This window comes from Streptomyces sp. V3I8 (assembly GCF_030817535.1).
GTDB lineage: Bacteria > Actinomycetota > Actinomycetes > Streptomycetales > Streptomycetaceae > Streptomyces.
Map to the genome: position 1 here is coordinate 3,598,560 of NZ_JAUSZL010000002.1, position 24,019 is coordinate 3,622,578.

At 73.5% G+C, this 24,019-nt stretch carries 14 protein-coding genes and 3 pseudogenes; 4 read left to right on the top strand and 13 right to left on the bottom strand.

The genetic code is table 11. The features are described 5' to 3' along the window. Nucleotides 1–63: 63 nt before the first annotated feature. The 5 genes and pseudogenes from QFZ75_RS15705 to QFZ75_RS15725 form a co-directional block, all read right to left on the bottom strand. Nucleotides 64–1,062, bottom strand: coding sequence for a nucleoside triphosphate pyrophosphohydrolase (locus QFZ75_RS15705; protein WP_373465880.1), 999 nt, complete (start codon nt 1,060–1,062; stop codon nt 64–66). Nucleotides 1,063–1,069: 7 nt separating this feature from the next. Continuing rightward, nucleotides 1,070–1,718: pseudogene (locus tag QFZ75_RS15710) on the bottom strand (SurA N-terminal domain-containing protein). A gap of 139 nt (nt 1,719–1,857) precedes the next feature. Next, complete coding sequence (locus tag QFZ75_RS15715) at nt 1,858–3,339, bottom strand: serine/threonine-protein kinase (protein WP_307544515.1); 1,482 nt, start codon at nt 3,337–3,339, stop codon at nt 1,858–1,860. Nucleotides 3,340–3,380: 41 nt separating this feature from the next. Beyond that, on the bottom strand, nt 3,381–3,995 hold the full coding sequence (locus QFZ75_RS15720) for a hypothetical protein (RefSeq protein ID WP_307537500.1): 615 nt from the start codon (nt 3,993–3,995) through the stop codon (nt 3,381–3,383). A gap of 143 nt (nt 3,996–4,138) precedes the next feature. Beyond that, on the bottom strand, nt 4,139–6,205 hold the full coding sequence (locus QFZ75_RS15725; protein ID WP_307537501.1) for an N-6 DNA methylase: 2,067 nt from the start codon (nt 6,203–6,205) through the stop codon (nt 4,139–4,141). Between the two features lie 195 nt (nt 6,206–6,400). Here QFZ75_RS15725 and QFZ75_RS15730 point away from each other — a divergent pair, with 195 nt between their 5' ends. Further along, entirely contained in the window at nt 6,401–7,141 is a 741-nt protein-coding gene (locus QFZ75_RS15730; RefSeq protein ID WP_307544517.1) for a hypothetical protein, read from the top strand. Nucleotides 7,142–7,165: 24 nt separating this feature from the next. On the opposite strand, the gene QFZ75_RS15735 is transcribed toward QFZ75_RS15730, so the two are convergent. The 5 genes from QFZ75_RS15735 to QFZ75_RS15755 all read right to left on the bottom strand — a co-directional run bounded on the left by QFZ75_RS15735 (nt 7,166) and on the right by QFZ75_RS15755 (nt 16,340). Further along, entirely contained in the window at nt 7,166–7,909 is a 744-nt protein-coding gene (locus QFZ75_RS15735; protein ID WP_307537502.1) for an N-acetyltransferase, read from the bottom strand. A 58-nt stretch (nt 7,910–7,967) separates the two neighbouring features. Further along, nucleotides 7,968–8,684, bottom strand: a complete 717-nt coding sequence (locus tag QFZ75_RS15740; protein WP_307544520.1) for an HNH endonuclease family protein — start codon at nt 8,682–8,684, stop codon at nt 7,968–7,970. Nucleotides 8,685–9,131: 447 nt separating this feature from the next. Next, nucleotides 9,132–12,680 carry a transcription-repair coupling factor gene (mfd, locus tag QFZ75_RS15745; RefSeq protein ID WP_307537504.1) on the bottom strand — a complete coding sequence of 1,183 codons (3,549 nt, stop codon included), beginning with the start codon at nt 12,678–12,680 and terminating at the stop codon, nt 9,132–9,134. A gap of 301 nt (nt 12,681–12,981) precedes the next feature. After that, nucleotides 12,982–15,555 carry an ABC transporter permease gene (locus QFZ75_RS15750; RefSeq protein WP_307537506.1) on the bottom strand — a complete coding sequence of 858 codons (2,574 nt, stop codon included), beginning with the start codon at nt 15,553–15,555 and terminating at the stop codon, nt 12,982–12,984. Further along, nucleotides 15,552–16,340: an ABC transporter ATP-binding protein gene (locus tag QFZ75_RS15755; RefSeq protein ID WP_307537508.1), complete on the bottom strand. Its 789-nt coding sequence runs from the start codon at nt 16,338–16,340 to the stop codon at nt 15,552–15,554. Before QFZ75_RS15755 ends, QFZ75_RS15750 begins: the two co-directional genes overlap by 4 nt. A 396-nt stretch (nt 16,341–16,736) precedes the next feature. Between QFZ75_RS15755 and QFZ75_RS15760 the strand changes: the two genes are divergently transcribed. The 3 genes and pseudogenes from QFZ75_RS15760 to QFZ75_RS15770 form a co-directional block, all read left to right on the top strand. Then, nucleotides 16,737–18,305 (top strand): MFS transporter, encoded by a 1,569-nt coding sequence (locus tag QFZ75_RS15760; RefSeq protein ID WP_373465881.1) that lies wholly within the window; start codon nt 16,737–16,739, stop codon nt 18,303–18,305. Nucleotides 18,306–18,519: 214 nt separating this feature from the next. Beyond that, a pseudogene (locus QFZ75_RS15765) lies at nt 18,520–18,765 on the top strand (DUF485 domain-containing protein); the annotation flags it as partial. After that, nucleotides 18,757–19,091: pseudogene (locus QFZ75_RS15770) on the top strand (hypothetical protein); the annotation flags it as partial. The pseudogenes QFZ75_RS15765 and QFZ75_RS15770, both read left to right, overlap by 9 nt. Here the strand turns inward: QFZ75_RS15770 and QFZ75_RS15775 are convergent. The 3 genes from QFZ75_RS15775 to QFZ75_RS15785 form a co-directional block, all read right to left on the bottom strand. Next, nucleotides 19,057–19,944, bottom strand: a complete 888-nt coding sequence (locus QFZ75_RS15775) for a DivIVA domain-containing protein (protein WP_307537512.1) — start codon at nt 19,942–19,944, stop codon at nt 19,057–19,059. The pseudogene QFZ75_RS15770 and the gene QFZ75_RS15775 overlap by 35 nt on opposite strands. Nucleotides 19,945–20,126: 182 nt before the next feature. Continuing rightward, nucleotides 20,127–22,931 carry an SUKH-4 family immunity protein gene (locus tag QFZ75_RS15780; RefSeq protein WP_307537514.1) on the bottom strand — a complete coding sequence of 935 codons (2,805 nt, stop codon included), beginning with the start codon at nt 22,929–22,931 and terminating at the stop codon, nt 20,127–20,129. Nucleotides 22,932–22,938: 7 nt separating this feature from the next. Further along, a complete protein-coding gene (locus QFZ75_RS15785; protein ID WP_307537516.1) occupies nt 22,939–23,934 on the bottom strand; it encodes an SMI1/KNR4 family protein in 996 nt (331 codons plus the stop codon). Between the last annotated feature and the right edge of the window lie 85 nt (nt 23,935–24,019).

Sequence of the window (24,019 nt, forward strand, 5' to 3'; positions counted from 1 at the left end):
GCCGGATCCGGTGGGTCGTCCGCGGGTGCGGCGTGGTCGGCCGCGCGGTTCCCCGCGCCCCTTTCAGGGCGCCGGGTCGCCCTCGCTCGCGCGTATCGCGTCCCGGTAGGCCCGCGCGGCGGCCCGCAGCGCCGCCTCCGGGTCCACGCCGTCCGCCTCGGCCCGTACGGCCAGCGCCAGCAGTTCGTAGCCGACGCCCTCGCCCCGGGGCAGGGGCGCGTCGAGTCCCGCCGTACGCGCGCGGGACGCCAGTTTGGCGGCGAGCGCGAGACCGGGCTGGCCGAGCGGGACGCCCTCCGTGACGGACGTGCGCCGCTTCTCCTCGGCCTTGGTCCGCAGCCAGTGCTCCTTGACCTCCTCCGGGGTGGCGGCGCTCTCGTCGCCGAACACGTGCGGATGGCGGTGGATCAGCTTGGTGACGATGCCGGCCGCCACGTCGTCGACGGAGAAGGGCTCCGACCCGTCCTGCGGGTCGCCCTCCTCGGCGATCCGGGAGTGGAAGACGACCTGGAGCAGGACGTCGCCGAGCTCCTCGCGCAGTCCGTCGCGGTCGCCCTCCTCGATGGCCTCGACGAGTTCGTACGCCTCCTCGATGCCGTACTTGGCGAGGCCCTTGTGGGTCTGCTGGGACGACCAGGGGCACTCGGCGCGGATGCGGTCCATGACCTGGACGAGGTCGAGGAGGCGGGCGCCGGGCAGGTCGTAGGAGGCGGGGAGCAGTTCCAGGTCGGGCATCGGGACGCGTCCGGTGCCGGCCAGCCGGGCCAGGCCGTCGGTCAGGCGCGGTTCGCCCTCACCGGTGGCGACGACGGTCACGGTCCGTCCGCCGGCGCAGGCGTCGACCAGCTCCTGCGCGTCGGGCGCCGCCTCGTCGACCCGGACGCCGGCCTCGCGCAGGTACGGCAGCTGGGGGTGGGCGCCGTCCGCGCACAGGACGCGGTCGGCGCCGTGCAGCGCCTGCCAGGCGGGCCAGGACAGGAGTCCGGGTGCGACACGGTGGCTGGTGGTGAGCAGGACGATGCGCCCGGGGCTGGATGCGTTCACCCCCTGAACGTAACCCACGCCACCGTCACGCCGTCTGCTTGCTCCCGGCCGCCGTGACCTCACGTACCCAGGGCAGCTTGGCGTCGACGCGGCTGCTCTTCTCGACGTCCCAGGTGCCGTACCGGGGGTTGAGGTCCACGCCGAGCTTCCCGGACGCCTCGGACAGGGCCTTCCAGAATTCCGGCCGGCTGGTGTCCGTGCCGAGCGCGGTGGCGAGCTTCTGGGCCTCGATCTGGATGCGGAGGTTGTCCTCGAGCCGCTCGGGCGGCACCCCGTACTGCTGGAGCCAGGTCACCTCCAGGGCCTTGGCGCCGCCGGCCTGCTGTTCCAGGCCGGTGCGGGCCTCCTGGACCTCCTTGCGGGTGACGCTCACGCCCCGCGTCCCGGGCGGCCCGGTGCAGCACGCGGTCGAGGACCATGCTGTGCAGGGTGTCGCGGGTGAGGCCGCCGGACTTGGCGATGGCCTGCTCGTACTGCGCCTCGCCCGTGGTGGCGGCGCGCTGCGCGGTCCGTACCTCGTTCACCCGGTTCTCCAGCTGGGAGACCGTGATGCGGTCGTCGCCGACGACCGCCGCGGCACCGGGGTGCGCGTCGTTCCCGCAGGCGGTGAGGAGGGGGGCCGCGGTGAGGAGCGCGGCGGAGAGGAGGAGCACGGTGCGACGGCGGCGGTGCAAGGAGGACCTCCTGTAGGAGATTGTGCGACGGTGCACAAAGTCTTGCGATGATCGATGTTAGGCAGGCGACCGGCTCTCGGCCACCCATTCGACCCAACGATTCGGCAGGACTTCGGGCACCGTCCCACAGGTGCGCGGTTCAGCCGCGGACCTGGCCCAGCCACTGGAGTGTCCGGCCGATGTCCCCGACGAGCGGATGCCCGGGGCCCCGCAGCCGTTCGACGTCGTACCGGAGCCGGGCCAGCATGTCGTGGGCGGCGGCCCGGTCGCCGAGGGCCAGGAGCAGGTGCCCGATGCGGCGGCGTACCTCGAAGGAGAGTTCGGCGTCCTGCGCGACGTACTGGTTCTCGTAGTACGGCAGCAGCGCCCGGTACTCGGCGAGCGCGGCGGCCGGTTCGCCGAGCTGTTCGAGGCACTGGGCGGCCTCGTAGCGGAAGCGCAGGGACTGCGGGTCGGCCTGGCCGGCCTCGGTGGCCCGCTCGTCGGCGAGGCGGCGCAGTTCGGGCAGGGCGCGGCGGTACTGGCCGTCGTCCATCAGCGTGGCCGCGTACTGCTTGCGCAGGGTGCGCACGACCGGCGAGTGCTCGCCGTGCTGGGCGGCGGCGGCCGGCAGGATCTGGCCGAGGATGTCGACGGCCTGGGTGATGCGGCCCTCGCCGAGGAGCCGCTTGACCTCGTCGACGGCTCCCGCGACGTCCGGCCGCTCGACGGCGGGCGCGGCCTGCGGCTGCGCCGCGGGGGTGCGGGCGCGGTCCGGCCAGGGGGCGTGCGGGCGCAGGAAGGGGCGGGTGGGGTCGAGCGGTCCGCCGGACGGGATCCCGCGCGCGGGGAGCAGCGGCAGCAGGTGCTCGTACGTCTCCTGCGCGGAGTCGGGGCGGTGCTGCGGGTCCTTGGAGAGCAGCCGCAGGACGAGGGCCTCCAGCGCCTCGGGCACCTCCGGGCGCAGCCGGCGCACCGGCAGGGGCGGCTCGTAGAGGTGGCGGTGCAGCACGCCGAGGGCGGTGGAGCCCGAGAACGGCACGTCCCCGCTGAGGAGTTCGTGCAGCAGCACGCCGAGCGCGTACAGGTCGGTGTACGGGCCGACCGCGCCGCCCATCGCCTGCTCGGGCGCCATGTAGGCGGGCGATCCGATGGGTGAGCCGGTGTGCGTGAGGCGGGTGGTGTCGGTGTCCATCACCGACGCGACGCCGAGGTCGAGGACGGTGACCGTGCCGTCCTGCTTGATCATCACGTTCCGCGGTTTGAGGTCGCGGTGGACGATCGGCACGGCGTGCACCGCGGAGAGCACGGCGCACAGCTGCGCGGCGACCGAGACGGCCCACTGCCAGGGGTACGGGTCGTGCTCGGCGAGGTGGTCGGAGAGGTCGGCCCCGTCGACGTACTGCATGACGAGGAACAGCTCCTCGCCCTCGCTGCCCGCGTCGTGGACCGTGACCAGGCCGGGGTGGTCGACCTGGGCGGTGACGCGGCACTCGCGCACGAAGCGGCGGCGCAGCTCGTCGGCCTCCTGGCCCGCGACCTTGTCGGGGCGCAGCAGTTTCACCGCCACGCGCCGGTCCAGGCGCTGGTCGTACGCCGTCCACACCTGGCCCATGCCGCCCTGCCCGATGAGCGTGGACAGTTCGTAGCGGTCGGCGATCACCCGGCCCGACGCCGCCACGGTCACCGGCCGTCCTCGTGCTTGCGGAGGTAGTCGCTCAGCTCGTCGAGCTCGGCGCGCACCTGGTCGATCCGGGCGGGCGCGGGGCGCTGCGGCGGCGGGACCGGCGTGGGCGTCCGGGGCTGGAACTGGGCCTGGGGCTGGGGTATCGGGGTCATCGGCGGCACCGGCGTGTGCGGACCGGCCGCGCCGGCGTAGGGCGGCTGCGGGTAGCCGTACGCCGGCGCGGCCGGTGACTGCCTCTGGTGCGCCGTGTACGCCGCGTACGCGTAGCCCAGGTGGTGGTAGTGGCGGATCTCCGTCGCCAGGTAGTACGCGATCGAGGCCACCAGCGAGCCCAGCAGCAGGATCAGGCCCGTCCAGCCGCCCGGGGTGTGGATCTCCTCGCCGGGCTCGGTGCCGAGCAGGACGAAGCCGAGGACCTGGGCCGCGAAGGTGGCCACCAGCAGGCCCCAGTCGAGCGATCTGCGGGTCACGAGCGCCAGGCGCAGCATCATGATCCAGCCGAGGAGACCGAAGCTGCACACGGAGACGACCACGAAGAGCACGCGCAGGAAGACCAGCTGCCCGGTCGGGGGTGGCGGCTTCACCGGCAGCGCCGGGCCGTGGCCTTGCATGGTTGCTCCTGGAGGCCTGGTGGGGACGGACGGAGGTACGGACGCACGGATGCGGAGTCCGAGCGTATAGGCCGACAACGACAACCGGTCCAGGGTTGTACCGAACCGTTGTCGTGCTGGTCACCGCGACCGCCCCACGGGCCTCAGCCGGGCTCCACCGTGCCGTCCGTCAGGCCGTCGTACATGCCCCGCACCAGCTGGTCGCCGAGGTGGCCCGCGAGTCGCAGCGCCTCCTCGAAGTCGGCCAGCGCGCGGAACCGTTCGCCGTACGTGCGCTGCTGGTCCAGCGGCAGCCGGGGCAGTCGCAGGCGGCGCACGTCGAGCCGGGTCGCGGTGGACGCGTAGCTGCTGGCCCGGCGGTTGCCGGCGGTGCCGCGCAGGAACCCGGCGAGGAACCACGGGTCGAGGGCGGCCGGGTCGGGCCGCAGCAGGACGAGGTTGCGGCCGAGGGCGGCGCCCGCGCCCGCTCCGTCGACCACGCGCGCGACGGAGCCGCCGCCGAGCACGGGCACGACGACGTCGCCGGGCTCGGTGAGCACCGGCTCCTCCTCGCCCTCGGCGGGCGGTGCGGCGGGCGCCGTTCCGGAGGGTCCGGTGCCGGCGAGGACGTCGTGGTCGGTGAGCACGGGCCCGCGCGCGTGGCCGCCGCTTCCTCCCGTACGCAGCTGGAGCGCGCCCCCGCGGGCGAGTTCGCCGATCGTGGTGAGCGGCCAGCGGGCGGGCGGGCGCGGGTCGGCGGGCGGCGGGGTGAGGCTGCCGGCCAGCCGGAGGGTCTCGCCCAGGCGGTCGCGCACGTCCCCGAGCCGCTCGGCGCCACCGGCCGCGGGCGGCGGCAGATGGCGGGCCGGGGCCAGGTCGACGTCGTCGTCGAGGAGTTCGATGACCGGCACGGAGCGGCTGACGCCCGGCTGCTCCGGCCCGGTGCCGGTGCGGTCGAAGGGGCGCCAGGCGTCGAGGACGGCGGTGCGCACGGCCTGCCAGTCGAGTCCGCCGCGGCTGTCCGCGGCGCACGCGCCGGTGTCGGCGAGCAGCACCTCGGGCTGCGCGGGCCGGTCGGTGACGGCCGGCCTGCGCAGCACCCACAGGTGCAGCGGGAGGTTGTGCGGGGCCGCGGCGCCGGGCGGCAGCGCGATCACCGCGCGCAGGGCGCCGCGGCGCAGCAGGTCGGCGCGGATGCGGCGGCCCGAGCGGCGGGAGGCGGCGGCGGGCGGCATCAGCAGGACGGCGACGCCGCCTTCCCTGAGCCGGGCCAGCGCGTGCTGCACCCACGCCAGTTCGGACTCGGTGCGGGCCGGGAAGCCGTACTCCCAGCGCGGGTCGTAGGCCAGTTCGTCATGCCCCCAGTTGCGCTCGTTGAACGGGGGGTGGCACAGCACGACATCGGCCCTGAGGCTGCCGTACGCGTCCTCGCGCAGGGTGTCGGCCGCGGCGGTGCGCACGGCGGCCCGGGTGTGCAGGGCGAGCCGCAGGGCCGTCAGGGCGGCCAGTTCCGGCGCGCTGTCCTGGCCGTACAGGTGCTGGTCCCCGGTGCCCCTGGTGTCCTGGGCGGCGGCCGCCGCGCGCAGCAGGGCGCCGGTGCCGCAGGCCGGGTCCAGGACGGCCGCGGCGGGTCCGGCGAGGTCGGCCATGAGACCGGCGAGACCGGCCGGTGTGAGCGTGTACTGGCGCGGGTTGGCGTCGAGGTGCCGGCCGAGCAGGAACTCGTACGCCTTGCGGGCGCCCAGCTCGGCGGCGAGGTCGCCGGCGGCCCGCAACAAGGGTGCCGAAGGCCGCAGTTGCGCGGTGTCCGGGGTGGCGACGGCCCGCTTGCGGATCACTCCGAAGCGCGGGGTGAGGACCTGGTCGAGGGGTCCGGGCAGCAGCTCGGCGAGCCGTTCGTCGGATCCCGCGGTCAGCTCCAGCCAGACCGGCGGCCGGTCGTGGAGGAGCAGGAGGGCGCAGCCGACGTGGACCAGGGCGGTGACGGGGCCCTGCGGGTGTCCGGCGACCTGCTGCCAGACCCGCTCGCGCAGGGGCACCTCGGCCAGTTTGCCCTGGGCGCGCAGCCAGGCCTCGACCTCGGCGAGGGCGAAGGAAGGGCTGGTCTCCGTGCCGCCGACGGGCCGGGGGAAGTCGGCGTGGCGGCGGCGCCAGTTGCTGACGGCGGCCCGGCCGACCCCGGCCAGCCGGGCGATCCCGGCCGCGGTGACCTCTGTCCCGTTCTCCTGCACCGGCCCGGCTCCCCTCGTCTGGTGTGGCGCCGAGCATATCGGCGTACGCAAGATCTACCCATTCACGACCGTGTACACAAGGGTTTCCGTGAACCGTGTTGACTCGGTTCACAGCCTCTGCTGTGATTGACCCATCGGATGAACGGCCGCCGCGACGAGGCGGCCGTGCTCCACCTCGACCTCCAAGGAACCGTCATGCGCCGTACCGCACTCGCCGCCCTTTGCCTCGCCGCCGCCACCGTTTCGCTCACCGGTTGCCTGCCCGGTGGGGACGAGGCGGACAGCGGGCCGAAGGGCCCGTTCGCCGGGCTGACCGGCGGGGAGATAGCCGACCGGGCCGTGGAGGCCACCTCGAACGCCTCGTCGCTGCGCATGAGGGGCGACATCGAGGACGACGGCAGCCGTGTCGGCCTGAACATGGCCCTCGACAGGAAGGGCCGGTGCGCCGGCACCATGAACGCCGACGGCCAGGGCGAGGCCGAACTCAGGAAGACCGCCGACACCCTCTACATGAGGTACGACGAGAAGTTCCTGCGGGCCCAGGACGAGGACTCGTCCGAGGAGGAGACCGACGCGGTGGTGGCCATGCTGGCCGGCAAGTGGACCAAGATGTCCGCGACCGGCTCGGACGCCGAGGACATCGCGGGCTTCTGCGACCTCGACACCGTCCTCGCGGACTTCAAGGACGTCAGCTCCGACGCCACCCGCGGCGGGACGACCACGGTCGACGGCACGCCGGCGATCGTCCTGCACGAGAAGGACGGCAAGGACACGTACACGCTGTACGTCGCCACCGAGGGCAAGCCCTACCTGCTCAAGGTCGTCAGCAGGTCGGCCGACGACCCGGGCACGATCGGCTTCGGCGACTTCGACACCCCGGTCCCGGCCGACGTCCCCCGGGGCAAGGTCATCGACCTGGACGCGATGGGCGGCTGACGACGGACGGCGGGTGTGCCCCCGTCAGAGCGCGTGCCGCACCCACACGTTGGGCTCGACGTACACCGCGTACCCACGGGCCGGCTCGCAGTGCACCGGCACCAGCGCGCCCTCCACCTCGACCAGGCCCTCCTCGTCGAACGGCAGCCCCGTCCACCGCCGCCACTCGCCGAGCGACGCGGCGACGGTCATCGACGCCGGGGCGACCGCCTCGATGCGCCCGCCGGCCCGGACGTGCACCCGCAGCCACGGATCGTGCGGCAGCCCGTCGCCGCGCGTCCGGAACGCGTACTCCTCCATCGCCGTGCGCGGCTCCAGATGCTTCGCGCTCGGCCGCACCGGCGCGACGACCTCGCCGAAGCCCCGTTTCCGGGCGTTGTCGCGCATCGCCGAGAGCATCCGCCCCGACAGGCCGGTGCCCTGGGCGTGCGGGGCGACCACGACCGAGACGGCGCTCACCGTGTCGGGCGTGACGCCCCCGCGCAGATCGCCGAACGCCCACACCAGGATGTCGTCCCAGCCCCGCGGCGGCAGCGCGCCGGGCTTCTCGTCCCCGAGGGCGAACGGCACGCTGTAGGCGTGCGCCACCACCTCGCCGCTCGCGTCCTGGGCGAACAGCACGTACTCCGGCAGCTCCCTGGCGATCCGGCCGTAGTGCGCGTTGCCCACGAGGTCGTTGCGCAGGAACTCGGGCCAGGTGTCGGCCATCCCCGTCACCCGCCCGGACATCTCCGGACGCTCGGCCAGGCTCGCGATCGTCAGCACCATGCCGGACACGGTAGGCACCGGGCGGGCCCCGGGCGACCGTATTTCGCCCGGAACCCGCTCAGCCGGCGTGGAACCTGCTCGGCGCCCGCGTCGACGTCCCGCCCGAGGGGAGCTTCTGCCCGGGGCAGGTGGACAGCACCTTCTTCATGGCGGCCTTCTCGGCGGCGGTGACCCACAGCTCGTACTTCTTCTTCACGGCCACCTGCCGCGCCACGTACGTGCAGCGGTAGGCCTTGTGGGGCGGGAGCCAGGTCGCGGTGTCCCCGTCACCCTTGCTGCGGTTGCGGCCGGCGTCGACCGCGAGGAGGTTCAGCGGGTCGTTGGCCAGGGCTATCCGCTTGCTCGCGTCCCACTTCTGGGCGCCCTTCTGCCAGGCGTCCGACAGCGCGACGAGATGGTCGATGTCGACCTCGCTGCGGCCGCCGCGTTCGAAGGTGACGTCCGTGTCGGTGTAGGGATCGGGATCGAGCCTCCCCGACCGCACGCTGCACCCGCCGTCACTGAACTTCACCTCCTTGAGGTCCCGCTTGAGGATGTCGTCGCGGGTGTCGCAGCTGTTCGAGTCGGTGTCGGCCCAGGGCGTGCCGAACTCGTCCCGGTCGTACCCCGTCCTGGGCGCCCGCCCCTTGACGGTCAGCGAGTCGACGGCGGTGAGGGCCGCTCCGCCCGCGCCCGTCGTCTCCCCGGCCCCGGCGCCACCGGTCGTCTCCACCGTGCAGCCGGTCGCGGCGATCAGCAGGGCCGCTGCACCGGCGGTCCTGGTCCAGAACGTCACAGACACTCTCTCCTCCCTGCCGGCCCGGGCCGGCCCCCACCGGGCGGCCTTCCCACACCTGTTGCCTCTGCTGTACGCGCTCTGTATCCGCTACATCCGCCGTACCCGCACCTGACGGTACCGGCCCGGGGATCAGGGGGCTCGCGGAGGCACGGCCCGTCCCACGGCCGCGCCCCCTCACACCCTCCCGGTCCCCGGCGCCGCTCCGAAGGCAGCGGCCCCGACCCGGTCACCGGCTACCCGGAACCCGCCCGGGTAAGTCGACGAGCCGCCCTGGGGCGTTTCTTTTGGATCAGGTCGGATCAGGTCGGATCGGGCCGCGGTGTCCGGTGCGGTGCCTCGCACGGCGGAGCATGATCCGCGTACCGGGCGTACCCGGGTCGTGCGACGACGCCGCGAGGCTCCGTGCCGGACGCCGCGGACCCGGGCCGGTCCAAAAGAAACGCCCTAGGATCCCAGGATCGACGTCAGGAACTCCCCCGTCCATCCCAGCAGCTCCCGGCCGAGCAGCGGCCTGCCGCCGACCTTCGCCGTCTTCGGGCGCGGCACCAGCACCTGGTGCGCGGACGGCTTGATCACGGTGCCCGGGTACAGCCTCTGCAGCCGCAGCTCCTGCGACTCCCGCAGCTCCACCCGCGCGAACCGGACGTTGTTGCCCTGGAGGACGACCTCGCCGACCCCGCACGCCCGTGCGAGCATCCGCAGCCCCGCCACCAGCAGCAGGTTCTCCACCGGCTCGGGCAGCTTCCCGTAGCGGTCGACGAGCTCCTCGCGTACCGCCTTGATGTCCTCCTCGGAGTTGACCGAGGCGATCGCCCGGTAGGCCTGCAGGCGCAGCCGCTCGCCCGGCGCGTAGTCGTGCGGGACGTGCGCGTCGACCGGCAGCTCGATCTTGACCTCCAGCGGCGGCTCCTCCTCGACCCCGCCGTCCATCTGGGCGCGGTAGTCGGCCACCGCCTCTCCCACCATGCGTACGTACAGGTCGAAGCCGACTCCGGCGATGTGCCCCGACTGCTCGCCGCCCAGCAGGTTCCCGGCGCCGCGGATCTCCAGGTCCTTCATCGCCACGTACATGCCCGCGCCCATCTCGGTGTGCTGGGCGATGGTCGCCAGGCGTTCGTGCGCGGTCTCCGTGAGCGGCTTCTCCGGCGGGTAGAGGAAGTACGCGTAACCGCGCTCGCGGCCACGCCCCACCCGGCCGCGCAGCTGGTGCAGCTGCGAGAGGCCGAAGTTGTCGCCGCGCTCCACGATCAGCGTGTTCGCGTTCGCGATGTCGATGCCCGACTCCACGATGGTCGTGGAGACCAGGACGTCGAACTTCTTCTCCCAGAAGTCGACGACCACCTGCTCGAGGGCCTGTTCGGACATCTGGCCGTGGGCCGTCGCGATGCGCGCCTCCGGCACGATCTCGCGCAGCCGGGCCGCGGCCCGGTCGATCGACTCGACCCGGTTGTGGATGTAGAAGACCTGGCCCTCGCGCAGCAGCTCCCTGCGCACCGCGGCGCCGATCTGCTTCTCCTCGTACGGGCCGACGAAGGTCAGGACCGGGTGCCGCTCCTCCGGCGGGGTGGTGATCGTCGACATCTCGCGGATGCCCGTCACCGCCATCTCCAGCGTGCGCGGGATCGGGGTGGCGGACATGGTCAGGACGTCCACGTTCGCGCGCAGCTTCTTCAGCTGCTCCTTGTGCTCGACACCGAACCGCTGCTCCTCGTCGACGATGACGAGCCCCAGGTCCTTGAACCTCGTCTCCGCGGAGAAGAGGCGGTGGGTGCCGATGACGAGGTCCACCGAGCCCTCCCGCAGGCCCTCCAGGGTCGCTTTCGCCTCCGTGTCGGACTGGAAGCGCGACAGCGCCCGTACGTTGACGGGGAACTGCGAGTAGCGCTCGCTGAACGTCCCGAAGTGCTGCTGCACCAGCAGGGTGGTGGGGACGAGGACGGCGACCTGCTTGCCGTCCTGGACCGCCTTGAAGGCCGCGCGGACCGCGATCTCCGTCTTGCCGTAGCCGACGTCGCCGCAGACCAGCCGGTCCATCGGGACCGTCTTCTCCATGTCGTCCTTGACCTCGGCGATGGTGGTGAGCTGGTCGGGCGTCTCGGTGTACGGGAACGCGTCCTCCAGCTCGCGCTGCCAGGGCGTGTCGGCGCCGAAGGCGTGCCCGGGGGCCGCCATCCGGGCCGAGTACAGCCTGATCAGGTCCGCCGCGATCTCCTTGACGGCCTTCTTGGCGCGCGCCTTGGTCTTCGTCCAGTCGGCGCCGCCGAGGCGGTGCATCGTCGGGGCCTCGCCGCCGACGTACTTGGTGATCTGCTCCAGCTGGTCCGTGGGGATGTAGAGGCGGTCGCCGGGCTGGCCGCGCTTGGCAGGCGCGTACTCGACGACGAGGTACTCGCGGGTGGCGCCCTGCACGGTCCGCTGGACCATCTCGATGTAGCGGCCGACGCCGTGCTGCTCGTGGACGATGTAGTCGCCCGTCTCCAGCGTCAGCGGGTCGATGGTCTTCCTGCGGCGGGCCGGCATCCGGGCGCCGTCCTTGCCGGCGGCCTTCTGCCCGGTCAGGTCGGTCTCGGTCAGCACGGCGAGTCTCAGCGCGGGATCGACGAACCCGTAGTCGATCGAACCGCAGGACACCTGCACGACCGAGGGGACGAGCGTGTCGAGCTCCGACTCCAGGCGGGCCGCGATGCCCTCGCCGCCGAGCACCTCGACGGTACGGGCCGCCGGGCCGTGCGCCTCGGTGACGAACACCGTGCGCCAGCCGTCCGCGAGCCAGCCCTTGGTGTCGGCGAGGGCCTTCGCGGTGTCGCCCCGGTAGGTCTCGGGCGCGTGCATCCCGAGCTTCAGCGTGTCCGCGTCACCCGCACCGTCGTCCGTGAACGTCTCGTCGGCCGCGAACTGCGACACCGACCACCACATCATGTCCAGCTCGCGGGCCCGCTCCCGGACGTCCGCGATGGACCACAGGGACGCGGCGTCGACGTCGATCGGGGCCTCGCCGCCGCCCGCCGTCGCGGCCCAGGACGCCTGGAGGAACTCCTGCGAGGTCGCCACCAGGTCGGAGGCGCGCGTGCGCACCCGCTCCGGGTCGCACACCAGGGCCATGGAGCCCTTGGGCAGTACGTCGACGAGCAGCTCCATGTCGTCGACGAGGACCGGAGCGAGGGATTCCATGCCCTCGACCGCGATGCCCTCGGCGATCTTGCCGAGCAGCTCGCCCAGCTCGGGGTGTTCCTCGGCGAGCCGGGCGGCCCTGTCCCGTACGTCGTCCGTGAGCAGCAGTTCCCGGCAGGGCGGCGCCCACAGTCCGTGCTCGGCGACCTCCAGGGAGCGCTGGTCGGCGACCTTGAAGTAGCGGATCTCCTCGACGTCGTCGCCCCAGAACTCCACACGCAGCGGGTGTTCCTCGGTGGGCGGGAAGACGTCCAGGATCCCGCCGCGCACGGCGAACTCGCCGCGCTTCTCGACCAGCTCGACCCGTGCGTACGCGGCGGCCGCGAGGGCTTCCACGACGGCGCCGAGGTCGGCGCCCTGCCCGGTCCGCAGGGCCACGGGCTCCAGGTCGCCGAGGCCCTTGACCTGCGGCTGGAGGACCGAACGGACGGGTGCGACCACCACGGAGACCGGGCCGGTCTCCGGGTCGTCGGGGCGGGGGTGGGCGAGCCTGCGCAGGACCGCGAGCCTGCGGCCGACGGTGTCGCTGCGGGGGGAGAGCCGTTCGTGCGGCAGCGTCTCCCAGGACGGGTACTCCACGACCGTGTCGGCCGGCAGCAGTGAGCGCAGGGCCGCCGCCAGGTCCTCGGCCTCGCGGCCGGTGGCCGTGACCGCCAGGACCGTGCGTCCCGCCTCACGGGCCAGGGCCGCGACCGCGAACGGCCTGGCGGCGGGTGGGCCGACCAGGTCGACGTGCATGCGGTTGCCGTCGCCGGCGGCCTTCACCGCTTCGGTGAGGGCGGCGTCCTTGACGACGGCGTCGAGCAGACCGTGCAGGCTCATGGAAGGGCTTCCGTCCGAGGATCGTGAGGAGTGCGGGTGGGGCGGGTGGGGGTCGTGGGCAACGCGAGCCGCCCGACACGTCTGACGGGCCGGGGGTGTCCAGGGTACGTCGCCCCGGTCCGGCCCGCCCGCGCCTGTGGACAGCGACCCTGTTCCCGCCCCCGCCGCCCCTGCCCGTCCCCTCCCCGGGGGCTGCGCCCCCGAACCTCCGGTGCGCAGTTCCCCGCGCCCCCAAAAGGGGCGCGGGGAACTGCGCGATCAACCCGCACCGGCCCGCACCGGACGGAACGGCCGGCGGCGGCTACTCCGTCGCGATGGCGTTCAGCACGTTCATCCGGCCCGCCCGGAACGCCGGCACCAGCGCCGCGAACAGCCCCACGAAGGCCGAGCCGATGAAGACTGCGATGATCGTCGCCCAGGGGATGTCGAGGACCTTCAGGCCCTCCAGGGCGAGGAGCTTCTGGGCGGTGGCGCCCCAGCCCATGCCGAGGCCGAGGCCCAGCAGTGCTCCGAAGAGGGCGATGACGACCGACTCCAGGCGGATCATGCGGCGCAGCTGCCGGCGGGAGAGGCCGATGGCGCGCATCAGGCCGATCTCGCGGGTCCGCTCGACGACGGAGAGGGCCAGGGTGTTCACGACGCCCAGGACCGCCACGATGATCGCGAGGGCCAGCAGGCCGTAGACCATGTTCAGGAGCTGGCCGATCTGGTCCTTGAGCTCCTGCTTGTAGTCGGTCTGGTCGCTGACCTGGTACTGCGGGTACGCGTCCAGGGACTTCTTCAGGGCCGCGTACGCCGTCTTCTCCTGGCCGTCCTTCGCCGTGGCGAACATGATGTCGTTCGGCGGGATCCTGTCGGCCGGGACGTACTGCTCCATCGTGGTGATGCTCAGGTAGCGCGAGCCCTTGTCGATGGCCACGTCGTCGTTCGTGACGGCCGCGACCTTCAGCTTCGCGGTCCGTCCGCCCTTGAAGGCGACGGTGATCGTGTCGCCGACCCGGACACCGTGCTTCTCGGCGTATTCGGAGCCCACCGACATCGCGTTCCTGCCGTACGCCGCCGACAGGTCACCGGCGACCGTCTCGCGGCGCAGGTCACTGGCGTACGTCGGGTCGGCGGCCGTGACGTCGCTGTTCTCGGTCTTCCCGTCGGGCGAGGTCAGCTTCGCGTCGATCATCTTGTAGCTGGTGACGTGCTCCAGGCCCGGCGTGTCCTCGACGGCCTTCTGGGCCTGCGGCACGATCCGCTGGTTGCCCTCGATGATGAAGTCCGTGCCGACCGACTTGTCGAGCTCCTCCGTCGCGGAGGCGACCATCGAGGAGCCGACCACGGAGAGGCAGGCGACCAGCGCGAGGCCGATCATCAGGGCCGCTCCGGTGGCGCCGGTACGCCGCGGGTTGCGCAGGGCGTTGCGTTCGGCGAGGCGCCCGACGGGACCGAAGCCACGCAGCAGGACCGCGCTGAGGACGCGGACCACGCCGCCGGCGAGCAGCGGGCCGATGATGACGAAGCCGATCAGGGAGAGCACCACGCCGACGCCGAGCATCATCGAGCCGTCGCTCGCCGTGTCCGCGCCGGCCGCCGTGAAGAGGGCGGCCGCGCCGGTCCCGGTGAGGAGGAAGCCGATGACGCCGCGTATCCAGCCGGCGTGGCCGTCGGCCGGCGTACCGGCGTCGCGCAGGGCGGCCATCGGGGAGACCTTGCCCGCGCGGCGGGCCGGCAGGTAGGCGGCGAGGACGGTGACGACGATGCCGAGGAGCAGGCCGATCACGGGGGTGGTGGCCTTCACGGTCAGGTCGGCCGTGGAGAGGTTCATGCCCGCGGAGGACATGAGCTTCATCAGCCCGACCGCGATGCCGACGCCCGCGGCGACTCCGAGGATCGAGCCGACGACGCCGAGCAGCAGGGCCTCGACCAGCACGGACCGGTTGACCTGCTTGCGGGACGATCCGAGCGCCCGCATCAGGCCGATCTCACGGGTGCGCTGGGCGACCAGCATCGAGAAGGTGTTGATGATCAGGAAGATGCCGACGAGGAAGGCGATCCCGGCGAAGCCGAGCATGGCGTACTTGATGACGTTCATGAACTCGCCGATGCCTTCCTGGCCTTCGTCGGAGAGCTCCTGCTGCGTCTGGACCTTGAGCGCCTCGTCGGAGCCGGTGAGGGCCTGGGAGACGTTCCGCTTGAGCTGGCCGTGGGTCACACCGGTGGCGGCGACGACGTTGATCTGGGTGAACCGGTCGGTGGAGCCGAGCAGTTCGCGCTGCGCGGTGGCGGTGTCGTAGTAGACGACGGCGGCACCGGGGTTGGTCACCTTGAAGGTGGCGATGCCGACGATCTTCGCCTTGAAGTCACCGGTGACGGCGATGGTCCGCAGCTCGTCGCCCATCGTGAGGTGGTGCTTGTCCGCGGTGTCGGCGTCGACCATCACCTCGGTGGGCCCGCGCGGGGCGTGCCCGGAGGTGATCTCCATCGAACGCAGGTCGTTCTTCGTCCAGTTGCCGGCGATCGTCGGGGCGCCGTTGCTGGTCCCCATGTTCTCGTTCTCGCTGTTGACGACGGTCACGTTCATCGACATGACCGCGCCCTCGGCCGACTTGACGCCGTCCGCCTGCTGTGTGCGTTCGACGAGCGAGGCGGGCAGCGACTCCGGCCTGCCGTTCTGCGGGGTGTCGTTGGTCGAGGCCGCCTTCGGGGAGACCGTGACGTCGGAGGAGGCGGTGGCGAAGAGCTTGTCGAAGGTCGTGTTCATCGTGTCGGTGAACACGAGCGTGCCGCACACGAAGGCGACCGACAGCAGGACGGCGACGGCCGACAGGGCCATGCGTCCCTTGTGCGCGAAGAAGTTGCGCATCGAGGTCTTGAAGATGGTCATGACGTACGTCCCCGGGCATCGAAGTCCTTCATGCGGTCGAGGACTGCGTCGGCCGTGGGGCGGAGCATCTCGTCGACGATCCGGCCGTCGGCCAGGTACAGCACACGGTCCGCGTAGGAGGCGGCGACCGGGTCGTGCGTCACCATCACGATGGTCTGGCCGAGCTCGTCGACGGAGCGGCGCAGGAAGCCCAGGACCTCGGCGCCGGCCCGGGAGTCGAGGTTCCCGGTCGGCTCGTCACCGAAGATGATCTCGGGTCGCGCGGCCAGGGCGCGGGCCACGGCGACGCGCTGCTGCTGGCCGCCGGAGAGCTGGTTCGGCCGGTGCTTCAGCCGGGAGGCGAGCCCGACGGTCTCGACGACCTGCGCCAGCCATCCCTTGTCCGGCTTGCGCCCCGCGATGTCCATCGGGAGCGTGATGTTCTCCAGGGCGTTGAGCGTCGGCAGCAGGTTGAACGCCTGGAAGATGAAGCCGATCCGGTCCCGGCGCAGCTGCGTGAGCTTCTTGTCCTTGAGCTTGGTGATCTCGGTCTCGTCCAGGAATATCTGCCCGGAGGAGACGGTGTCGAGGCCGGCGAGGCAGTGCATCAGCGTGGACTTGCCGGACCCGGAGGGGCCCATGATCGCGGTGAAGCGGCTCCGCGCGATGTCCACGTCGACCTGGTCCAGGGCGACGACCCGGGTCTCACCGGAGCCGTAGGCCTTGACGACCTGCCGCGCCCGTGCGGCAACGGCCGTACGCTCTCCAGTGCCCCCGTGCCTGGGAATGGTTACAGCCGATGTCACGGTATGTCTCCTAAGTCGGTCACCGGCGGGCCAGTGACGAAGTGCGGTCGTCCGCGTCGCGGCGGTGTGTCCGTGTGGTGCGGTCTTCGGGTGGTGCGGTCCTCGTGTGCCTACGGCGACAAGTCTGGTGCGCGGGGCGGCCCCCCGCGCTGGTGCCCGGCGCAGTCTTCTGCGGGGGTAAACCCCACCCCCGTGGGTATGGGCCGCCGCCCCCGAAGGTGCGGGATGCCGTCCCCAGTGGCATAAAGCCAGGTTAAGGACGGCCGCGTCCCGTCTCGTCCTCCGCCGGGACGACCCCTCCCCGAGCCGAAGTACCGAGCTACCCCTAGGGGTTGTCCACCTCCGGGCGGAGCCGGTCTCAGGGACGGGTGCGCCCTCCCGCGGCGGGCGGCGCGAATGGGAGAGTGGCCCCGGCGGACGGACGCGAGGGGAAGGAATCCTGTGGGCCAGGGGGACACCGGAATACCGGTCGTGACGGAGGACGGGCCCGCGGCGGCCCGGGCCGGGGCCCGCAACCGCCGGGCCGTCGTCGCCGCCCTCATGCTGTGCATGGCCCTGGCCGCGCTCGACTCCACGATCGTGTCGACCGCCGTCCCGCAGATCGTCGGCGACCTCGGCGGCTTCGCCGTCTTCTCGTGGCTGTTCTCCGGTTATCTGCTCGCCGTGACCGTGACGCTGCCCGTCTACGGCAAGCTCTCCGACACCTTCGGCCGCAAGCCGGTGCTGATCGCTGGCTGCGTCCTCTTCCTGTTCGGCTCGCTGCTGTGCGCGCTGGCCTGGAACATGGCCGCGCTGATCGCGTTCCGCATCGTCCAGGGCCTCGGCGGCGGTGCCCTGCAGGGCACGGTCCAGACGCTGGCCGCCGACCTCTACCCGCTGGAGCAACGCCCGCGGATCCAGGCCAGGTTGTCCTCGGTGTGGGCCACCTCGGCGATCGCGGGCCCGGCACTCGGCGGGATGCTCGCCGCGTACGCCGACTGGCGCTGGATCTTCCTCATCAACCTGCCGCTCGGCGCGCTCGCCCTCTGGCTCCTGATCCGCCACCTGCACGAACCCGGGCGGGCCGCCCCCGCGCGCCCGCCCCGCATCGACTGGGCGGGCGCGCTCACCGTCTTCGCCTGCGGCGGCGTGTTCCTGACGGCCCTGGTGCAGGGCGGGGTCGCGTGGCCCTGGCTGTCGGCGCCCTCGATCGCACTGTTCTGCACGGGATGCGGGCTGACGGCCCTCCTGGTGTTCGTCGAACGCCGGGCGGCCGAACCGATCATGCCCGGCTGGGTCTGGCGCCGGCGCACCATCGCCGCCGTGAACCTGGCGCTCGGCGCGCTGGGCCTGCTCATGGTCGCCCCGACGGTCTTCCTGCCCACGTACGCGCAGTCGGTGCTCGGCCTCACCCCCGTGGCCGCCGGATTCGTGCTCTCCGTATGGACGTTGAGCTGGCCCGTCTCGGCGGCCCTCAGCCAGCACGTCTACCGGCGCATCGGATTCCGCGACACGGCGCTGCTCGGCATCGGCACGGCCACGCTGGTCCTGTTCGCCTTCCCCTTCCTGCCCTACCCGGGCGAGGCCTGGCAGCCCACGGCCCTGATGTTCCTCCTCGGCGGGGCGCTCGGGCTCTTCCAGCTGCCCCTGCTCATCGGCGTCCAGTCGAGCGTCGGCTGGGCGGAGCGCGGCACGGCCACCGCCTCCGTCCTCTTCTGCCGCCAGAGCGGCCAGACGATCGGCGCCGCGCTGTTCGGCGCGGTCGCCAACGGGGTGCTCGCCTCCCGGCTGGGCGGCGCGGGCGACCTGGACTCGGTGACCGCGTCCCTGGAGTCGGGCGCGCCCGCCGAGCACGTACGGCGCGCGGTCGCGGAGGCCGTGCACTCGGTCTACCTCGGCGCGGCCTGCGCGGCCGCGGTGGCCTTCCTGGTCGTGCTGTTCGTGGCGCCCCGCCGCTTCCCGGTCCTGAAGGGCCCCGGGGACTGAGGGCGGCCGGACCGGGCCCGCCGGCCGACAAGGACGGGGCGGACGTAAGGAAGTTATCGGGGGTAACACCCGAGGTCGGCGAAGTAAGCGCATACCGACCGATCAGTTCGCCGCAACCCTCGCGCCGCTCGGCTACTCATGAGCAGCGTGCGTGCTCGCTCACCCCCGCTCCCTGCGGTCCGCACCGGGCCCGAGCCACGCGAGGAGAACCGGGATGTCTCGGGATGTCTTACGACACGTCCCCGTCGTACACCCGTTCCCGCCGCACCACCGACCCCGGCCACCGCACCAGCCACCGCCCCGCCCGTCGCCCCACCCGTCTCACCAGCCACCGCCCCGCCCCCAGCACGCCGCATCCGGCCGGCACAGCGACCTGCGTGTCCTGCGCACCGCGTACCGGTGGCAGCGGCGGGTGGCGACCCTGACGGCGCTCGGCTACTTCACACCGTTCCTCGTCCTGATGACCGGCACGAACCCGGTCTCCGGGTCCCCCGTCTCCGCGTTCCCGGACCACGACTTCACCTGGTTCCCGTTCACCACGACCGGCCTCGCCTCCATCCCGCCGGGCTTCGCCCTGGGCCGGCTCGGCACGGTGGCCTCGGGCCCGCGGGAGGTGGCGGAACAGCGCAGGCAGTACGAGGCGGTGGGGGCTGGATCCTCGCGGGAGCGGTCCGCAGGAACTGCAGGAAGACGGTACCGAAGGAGTACGGCACCGCAGGAACGCGGCACCGAGGGTGCGGGCGGCCAGGTGTCATTCGGCCGCCGCCCGGCCCGTCAGGGCCGTGAGGCTGCTGCGTACGTGGTCCATGTGGGCCTGCACCTCGTCCCACCGCTCGCCGTGCTCGCGCAGGACGCGCTCCGTCTCACGGGCGGTGCGTTCCTCCTGGACCCGGGCGTCGGCGAGCAGCTCGGCGGCGCGGGCGTCCGCGTCCTCCTGGAGACGGCGGGCCGACTCCTGCGCCTCGGCCAGGGCGCGGGCCGCCCCGGCCAGCCCCTCCTCGGCGCGCGCGACGAGCTCCTCGTGGCGCGCGTCGAGCGCGGCCTCCCGCTCGGCGGCCTCGCACCCGGCCCGCTCCCGGCGCCCGGCATGCTCCTTCTCCTGCTCGGCGACCAGGTTCTCGCCGCGCCGCCGCGTCTCCCGCAGCGCGGACAGCGCCTCGGCGCGGCTCTCCTTCACCGCGCGCCGCGCGGAGATCCGCAGCTCGTCGGCCTCGGCCCGGGCCTCGGCCAGCCTGCGGCGGGCCAGCTCCTCGGCCTCGCCGCGCACCTCGTCGGCGTCCGCCCGCGCCGCCTCGCACACCCGCTGCGCCGCTGCCCGGGCCTCGGCCACGGCCAGGGCCGCCTCCTGCCGCGCGCTCCCGCGCACCGCCGCGGCCTCCTCCTCGCCCAGCGCCAGGAGCCGCCGGGCCCGGTCGCCGAGCAGCTCGTACGTCTGCGGGGCGAGCTGCGTCACGACCTCGCGCAGCCGCAGCGCCTCGGACTCCATCTCCCTGGCCAGCACGGTCAGCCGGGCGGCCCGTTCCCAGGCGGCGTCCCGCCCGGCCGAGAGCGCCGCCACGTACGCGTCGACCTGCTCGGGACGGTAACCACGGCCCCGTACGACCTCGAATCCCCGGGACGACACCGGTGAGCTGCTCATGCCGCACATCTTGAGGGATCAGACGGAAGTGTTCATAACGCGACACTCCGCGCATTCCGCCCCCAGGGCCTGCGGTCCGCGCCCGCCCGGCCGCCCACCGAGGACGGCACGGAAGAGGGCCGGGCCCGGTCGGTCGACCGGGCCCGGCCCCCTTCGTCACACCGCGCCGAGGTGCCCCGCCGTCAGAGCAGACCGTCCCACATCTGCTCCAGCAGCACCGACCACCAGCTCTCCGGCGACCCGAGGGCCGCCGGGTCGATCGCGGCCAGCTGCGCCTGGAAGTCGACGGTCCAGCGCCCCGCCTGCTCCTGGTTGAGGCCGTAGCGAAGACGCCACATACGGCCCAGCAGCGCGAGGCTGCGCGCGAACTCCGGCAGCCCCGTGTTCACGAACTGCGGCGGCACGGGAGCACCGCCCGGCCCCGCCTCCACGGGCACGGCCACGATGTTCGCGGTCCCGTACTGGACACAGACCGCCTTGCCGAAGTCGCTGCCCATCACGAGGTACGAGCCCGCGTCGGCACCCGGCTGCACGCCCCGCTCCTGCGCCAGTTCGGCGAGCGTCGGCACCGGCCGGCCCGGCTGGGCCTGCGCCCAGAAGAACGGGTTCATGTCGACGGGCAGTCCGGCCACCACCAGGGTGTGCGCCACGATCGGCGGTACGCCCTGCCGGGACACCGCCGCCTGGTCGAACCGGAACAGGCCCGGCCCGAAGGCCGCCGCCAGCTCCTGCCCGATGGCCTCCGGCGGGATCGGCGGCGCGGGCTGCACCGGCGGCAACGGCGCCCGTACGGGCGCGGGCCGCGCCGGGCCGTCGGCGACCTGGTGCAGCTCACCCTGGTGGGCGAGCAGCTGCGCCATGCCCTGCTGACGGCTCGCGTGGTCGGTGCCGTACGAGGCGATGCTGGTGATCCGTGCCTGCGGCCAGCTCTCCCGGATCATCCGCGCGCAGTACGCGCCCGGCAGCTCGCAGGACTCCAGCTCCGTGTGCAGCTCCAGCACCTGCTGCGGCGGCACGTTCATCGCCCGCAGCTCGTGCAGGATCTGCCACTCCGGGTGCGGGGTGCCCGGCGCCGACCGCCGGATCAGCTGCTGCTCGCTGCCGTCCTGGGCGCGGTAACGCAGCACCGCCTGGTAGCCGGGGCCGACCGTGGGCCGGTCCTGCTGCGGATAGCCGTAGGCCGGGGGCTGCCCGGGCAGGGGCTGACCCGGCATCGGCCGGCCCTGCATCGGCGGCTGCCCCGGGAAGGGCTGCTGGCCCGGGAAGGGCTGACCGGGCAGGTGCGGGGCGGGCGGCGGCATACCGGGCGCACCCGGAGCGGGCGGGGGCGGCGGAGCCGTGCCCGGGCCACCGACCGGCGGACCGGACAGCATGGTCGCGGCATGGTGCACCCCGCCGGACGGTGTACCGCCGGGGGCGGCGGGACCGCCGGGCCGGCCGGGCGCACCCGGGGCACCGGGACCGCCCGGAGCACCCGGGGCACCCGGAGGCTGGGGCGCACCCGGACCGCCGACCGCGGGGCCGGCGAGCATGGTCGCCGCGTGGTGGACGCCACCGGAGGGCGCACCCCCGGGAGCACCGGGAGTTCCGGGGGCACCCGGCGGCTGCGGGGCCGCGGGCTCGCCGGGCCGGGCCGGAGCACCCGGGTCCGCGGGGCCCTCCGGTCCGTCCGGTCCGAGCTGCGAGACGAGTTGCGTCGGCACGTACCCGCCGGCCGGGGCGCCCGGCGCACCGGGCCCGGACACCGGAGGCGGACCGTCCGGCCGCACACCCGGCGTGCCGGGCGCCCCGGGGGGCGGCGGCGTACCGGGCGCGCCCGCACCGCGGGCGCCACGCGGCGGACCCTGCGCCTTGCTGGTCGCGGCGTCCGCGATGTCACCGGCGTCGGGCGGCAACGGCCGGCCCGGCGCACTCGGCGAGGGCGGTCCCTGCGGCGCGCCGGGAACGGGCGACTGCGGCTGCGGCGGCTGTTGCGGCGGCGCGCCCTGCGGATAGCCGTACGAGGGCGTGCCCGGAGGCGGTGTGCCGGGCACCGGCGCTCCCTGCGGGGCGGCGCCCTGCGGGAAGGCGGGCGGCCGCTGCTCGCCCAGCGCGGGCGCGACCGCCGTGCGCGGGAGCCCGCTGCCGCCCGAGATCAGCTTGGTCCTGGCCTCGGGAGTCGTCTCCGGCGGGGGCGGCGGCGCCCCGTCGTCCCCGACATCGCGAATCTGCGGCGCGTACACCGTCACGGGCAACGGCACCGAACGGTCCTCCCCCGGCTCGGCGTTGGTGTCGGTACCGGCCCACGGGGTCGCGTCGGCGGGCAGGGCGGCCCCGCCGGCGGCGGGCCACGCCGTGCCCCCGCCCGGGGCGGCGGGCACCCCCGCACCGGACGGCGCGGGCGAACCGACGCCGGGACCCGGCAACGTCTCGGGCAGCGAACCGCCCGCACCGCCCGGCCCGGCGGGAGCCGCGTCCGCCACGGGAACGGCGTCGGCGGGCGGAACGGCGTCCGCCGGCGGGACGGCGCCGGCCGAAGGAGCCGCTCCGGTGGAAGGAACCGCGTCCTCGACGGGAGAACCGGCACGGGCCCCGGCCGCGGCTCCGCCGGACGTGCGGTCCCGGTGGTCCGGGATCCCCATCCGGTCCGCCGCCTCCTGCAGCCACTCCGGCGGAGTCAGCAGGAACGACGTCTGGTTGAGGTCGACGCGGGCGGGCGGCGCCGGCGCCGGATCGGGCGTCTGCGCCGACAGCCCGTACTCCTCCTCGTACCGGCGGATCACCTCGCCCACCGGCAGCGGGGGCCACAGCGTGGCCTCCCCGCTGTCGCGCGCGACGACGAGCCGCTGGGCACCACCGTCGGAGCGCGGACCGTCCGCACGGTCCTCCGCCCACACCACGAACCCGAGATCGAACTCCCGGATCCGCACCTCACGGTGCTGGTAACCGGGGACGTCCCCGTTGATCCATTCTTCCGCACGCTCCTGCGCCTGCGCGAAGGTCACCATCGGACGCTCACTCCCCCACCGAAGACACGGCGGACACCGGCACGGCGTGCGCGAAGCCGCCGTCCACCATCAGGTTCGCCACCGTCTCCAGCTCGGGCGGATTGCCCGCGAGCCGGGACAGGAACTGGTCGAAGTCGTCACCACAGGGCAGCAACAGCCGCTGTACGCGCTCCGCGGGCGGCCACGCGTCCTGGTCGCGGGCGTCGTCGTACGCACAGAACCACACCGAGCCGATCCGGTCGCCCTTCACCTTCACCGCCAGCAGCCCGCCCTGCACGAAGGCGACTCCCAGGTAGTCCTTGGTGAGATGGTCGCGCAGGCACTTGTTGACGTAGACGAGGTCGTTGACGGCGGCCTCGTCCCGCACGGTGAAGAACGGCTGGTCGACCAGCAGCCCCAACTCCGCGTCCAGCGCCGCCCCGACGGGCGCACACCCGCCCGCGGCCTTCAGGAAGGAACGGTACGCCCCGGGCAGCCGGTACCCGAGGTCCTCCTCGACACCCAGCACCTGCTGCTCGGTCACCGCCACCGCCGCCTTCGGCAGCCCGAAGTGCGCGGGCCGGGTCTCCTGCAACGGCCGGGTGCCCCGCTTGTCCTGGTCGACGACCGCGGTGGCGAGCCCGCCGTGGTGCCGCAGCAGCGCCTTCACCTCGACCGGCACCAGCTCCAGCCGGCGCGTGCGCGGCACGTGGTGCCAGGTCCAGCCGTGCGGGGTCGCGACGGCCGGGATGGTGTCCCACAGCTCGTGCCCGGACGCCGCCAGGGCGGCGTTCGCCGACACGTAGTCCGTCAGCCGCAGCTCGTCGACCCCGAACCCCTCGGGCGGCTCGGCGATCTCGGCGGCCGCGCGCGCATACGACGAGAAGTCCGGGTAACCCGCGTCGTCGACACGTACCCCTCTCGGGTGACGTGCCGCCCGGACCGGATCCGGGAAGTGCACGACCTGCCCGGTGTAGGCCGCGTTCGGCGGCGCGGCCTGTTGCCCGAGCCGACCTGTCGTCATGGCGGTTGCCCCCTGCGGCGTTCTGAAGGATCGCGGATGCCGACAGCCTATGCGGTGGAGCGACACCGGTCACCGGGCCTCCTGT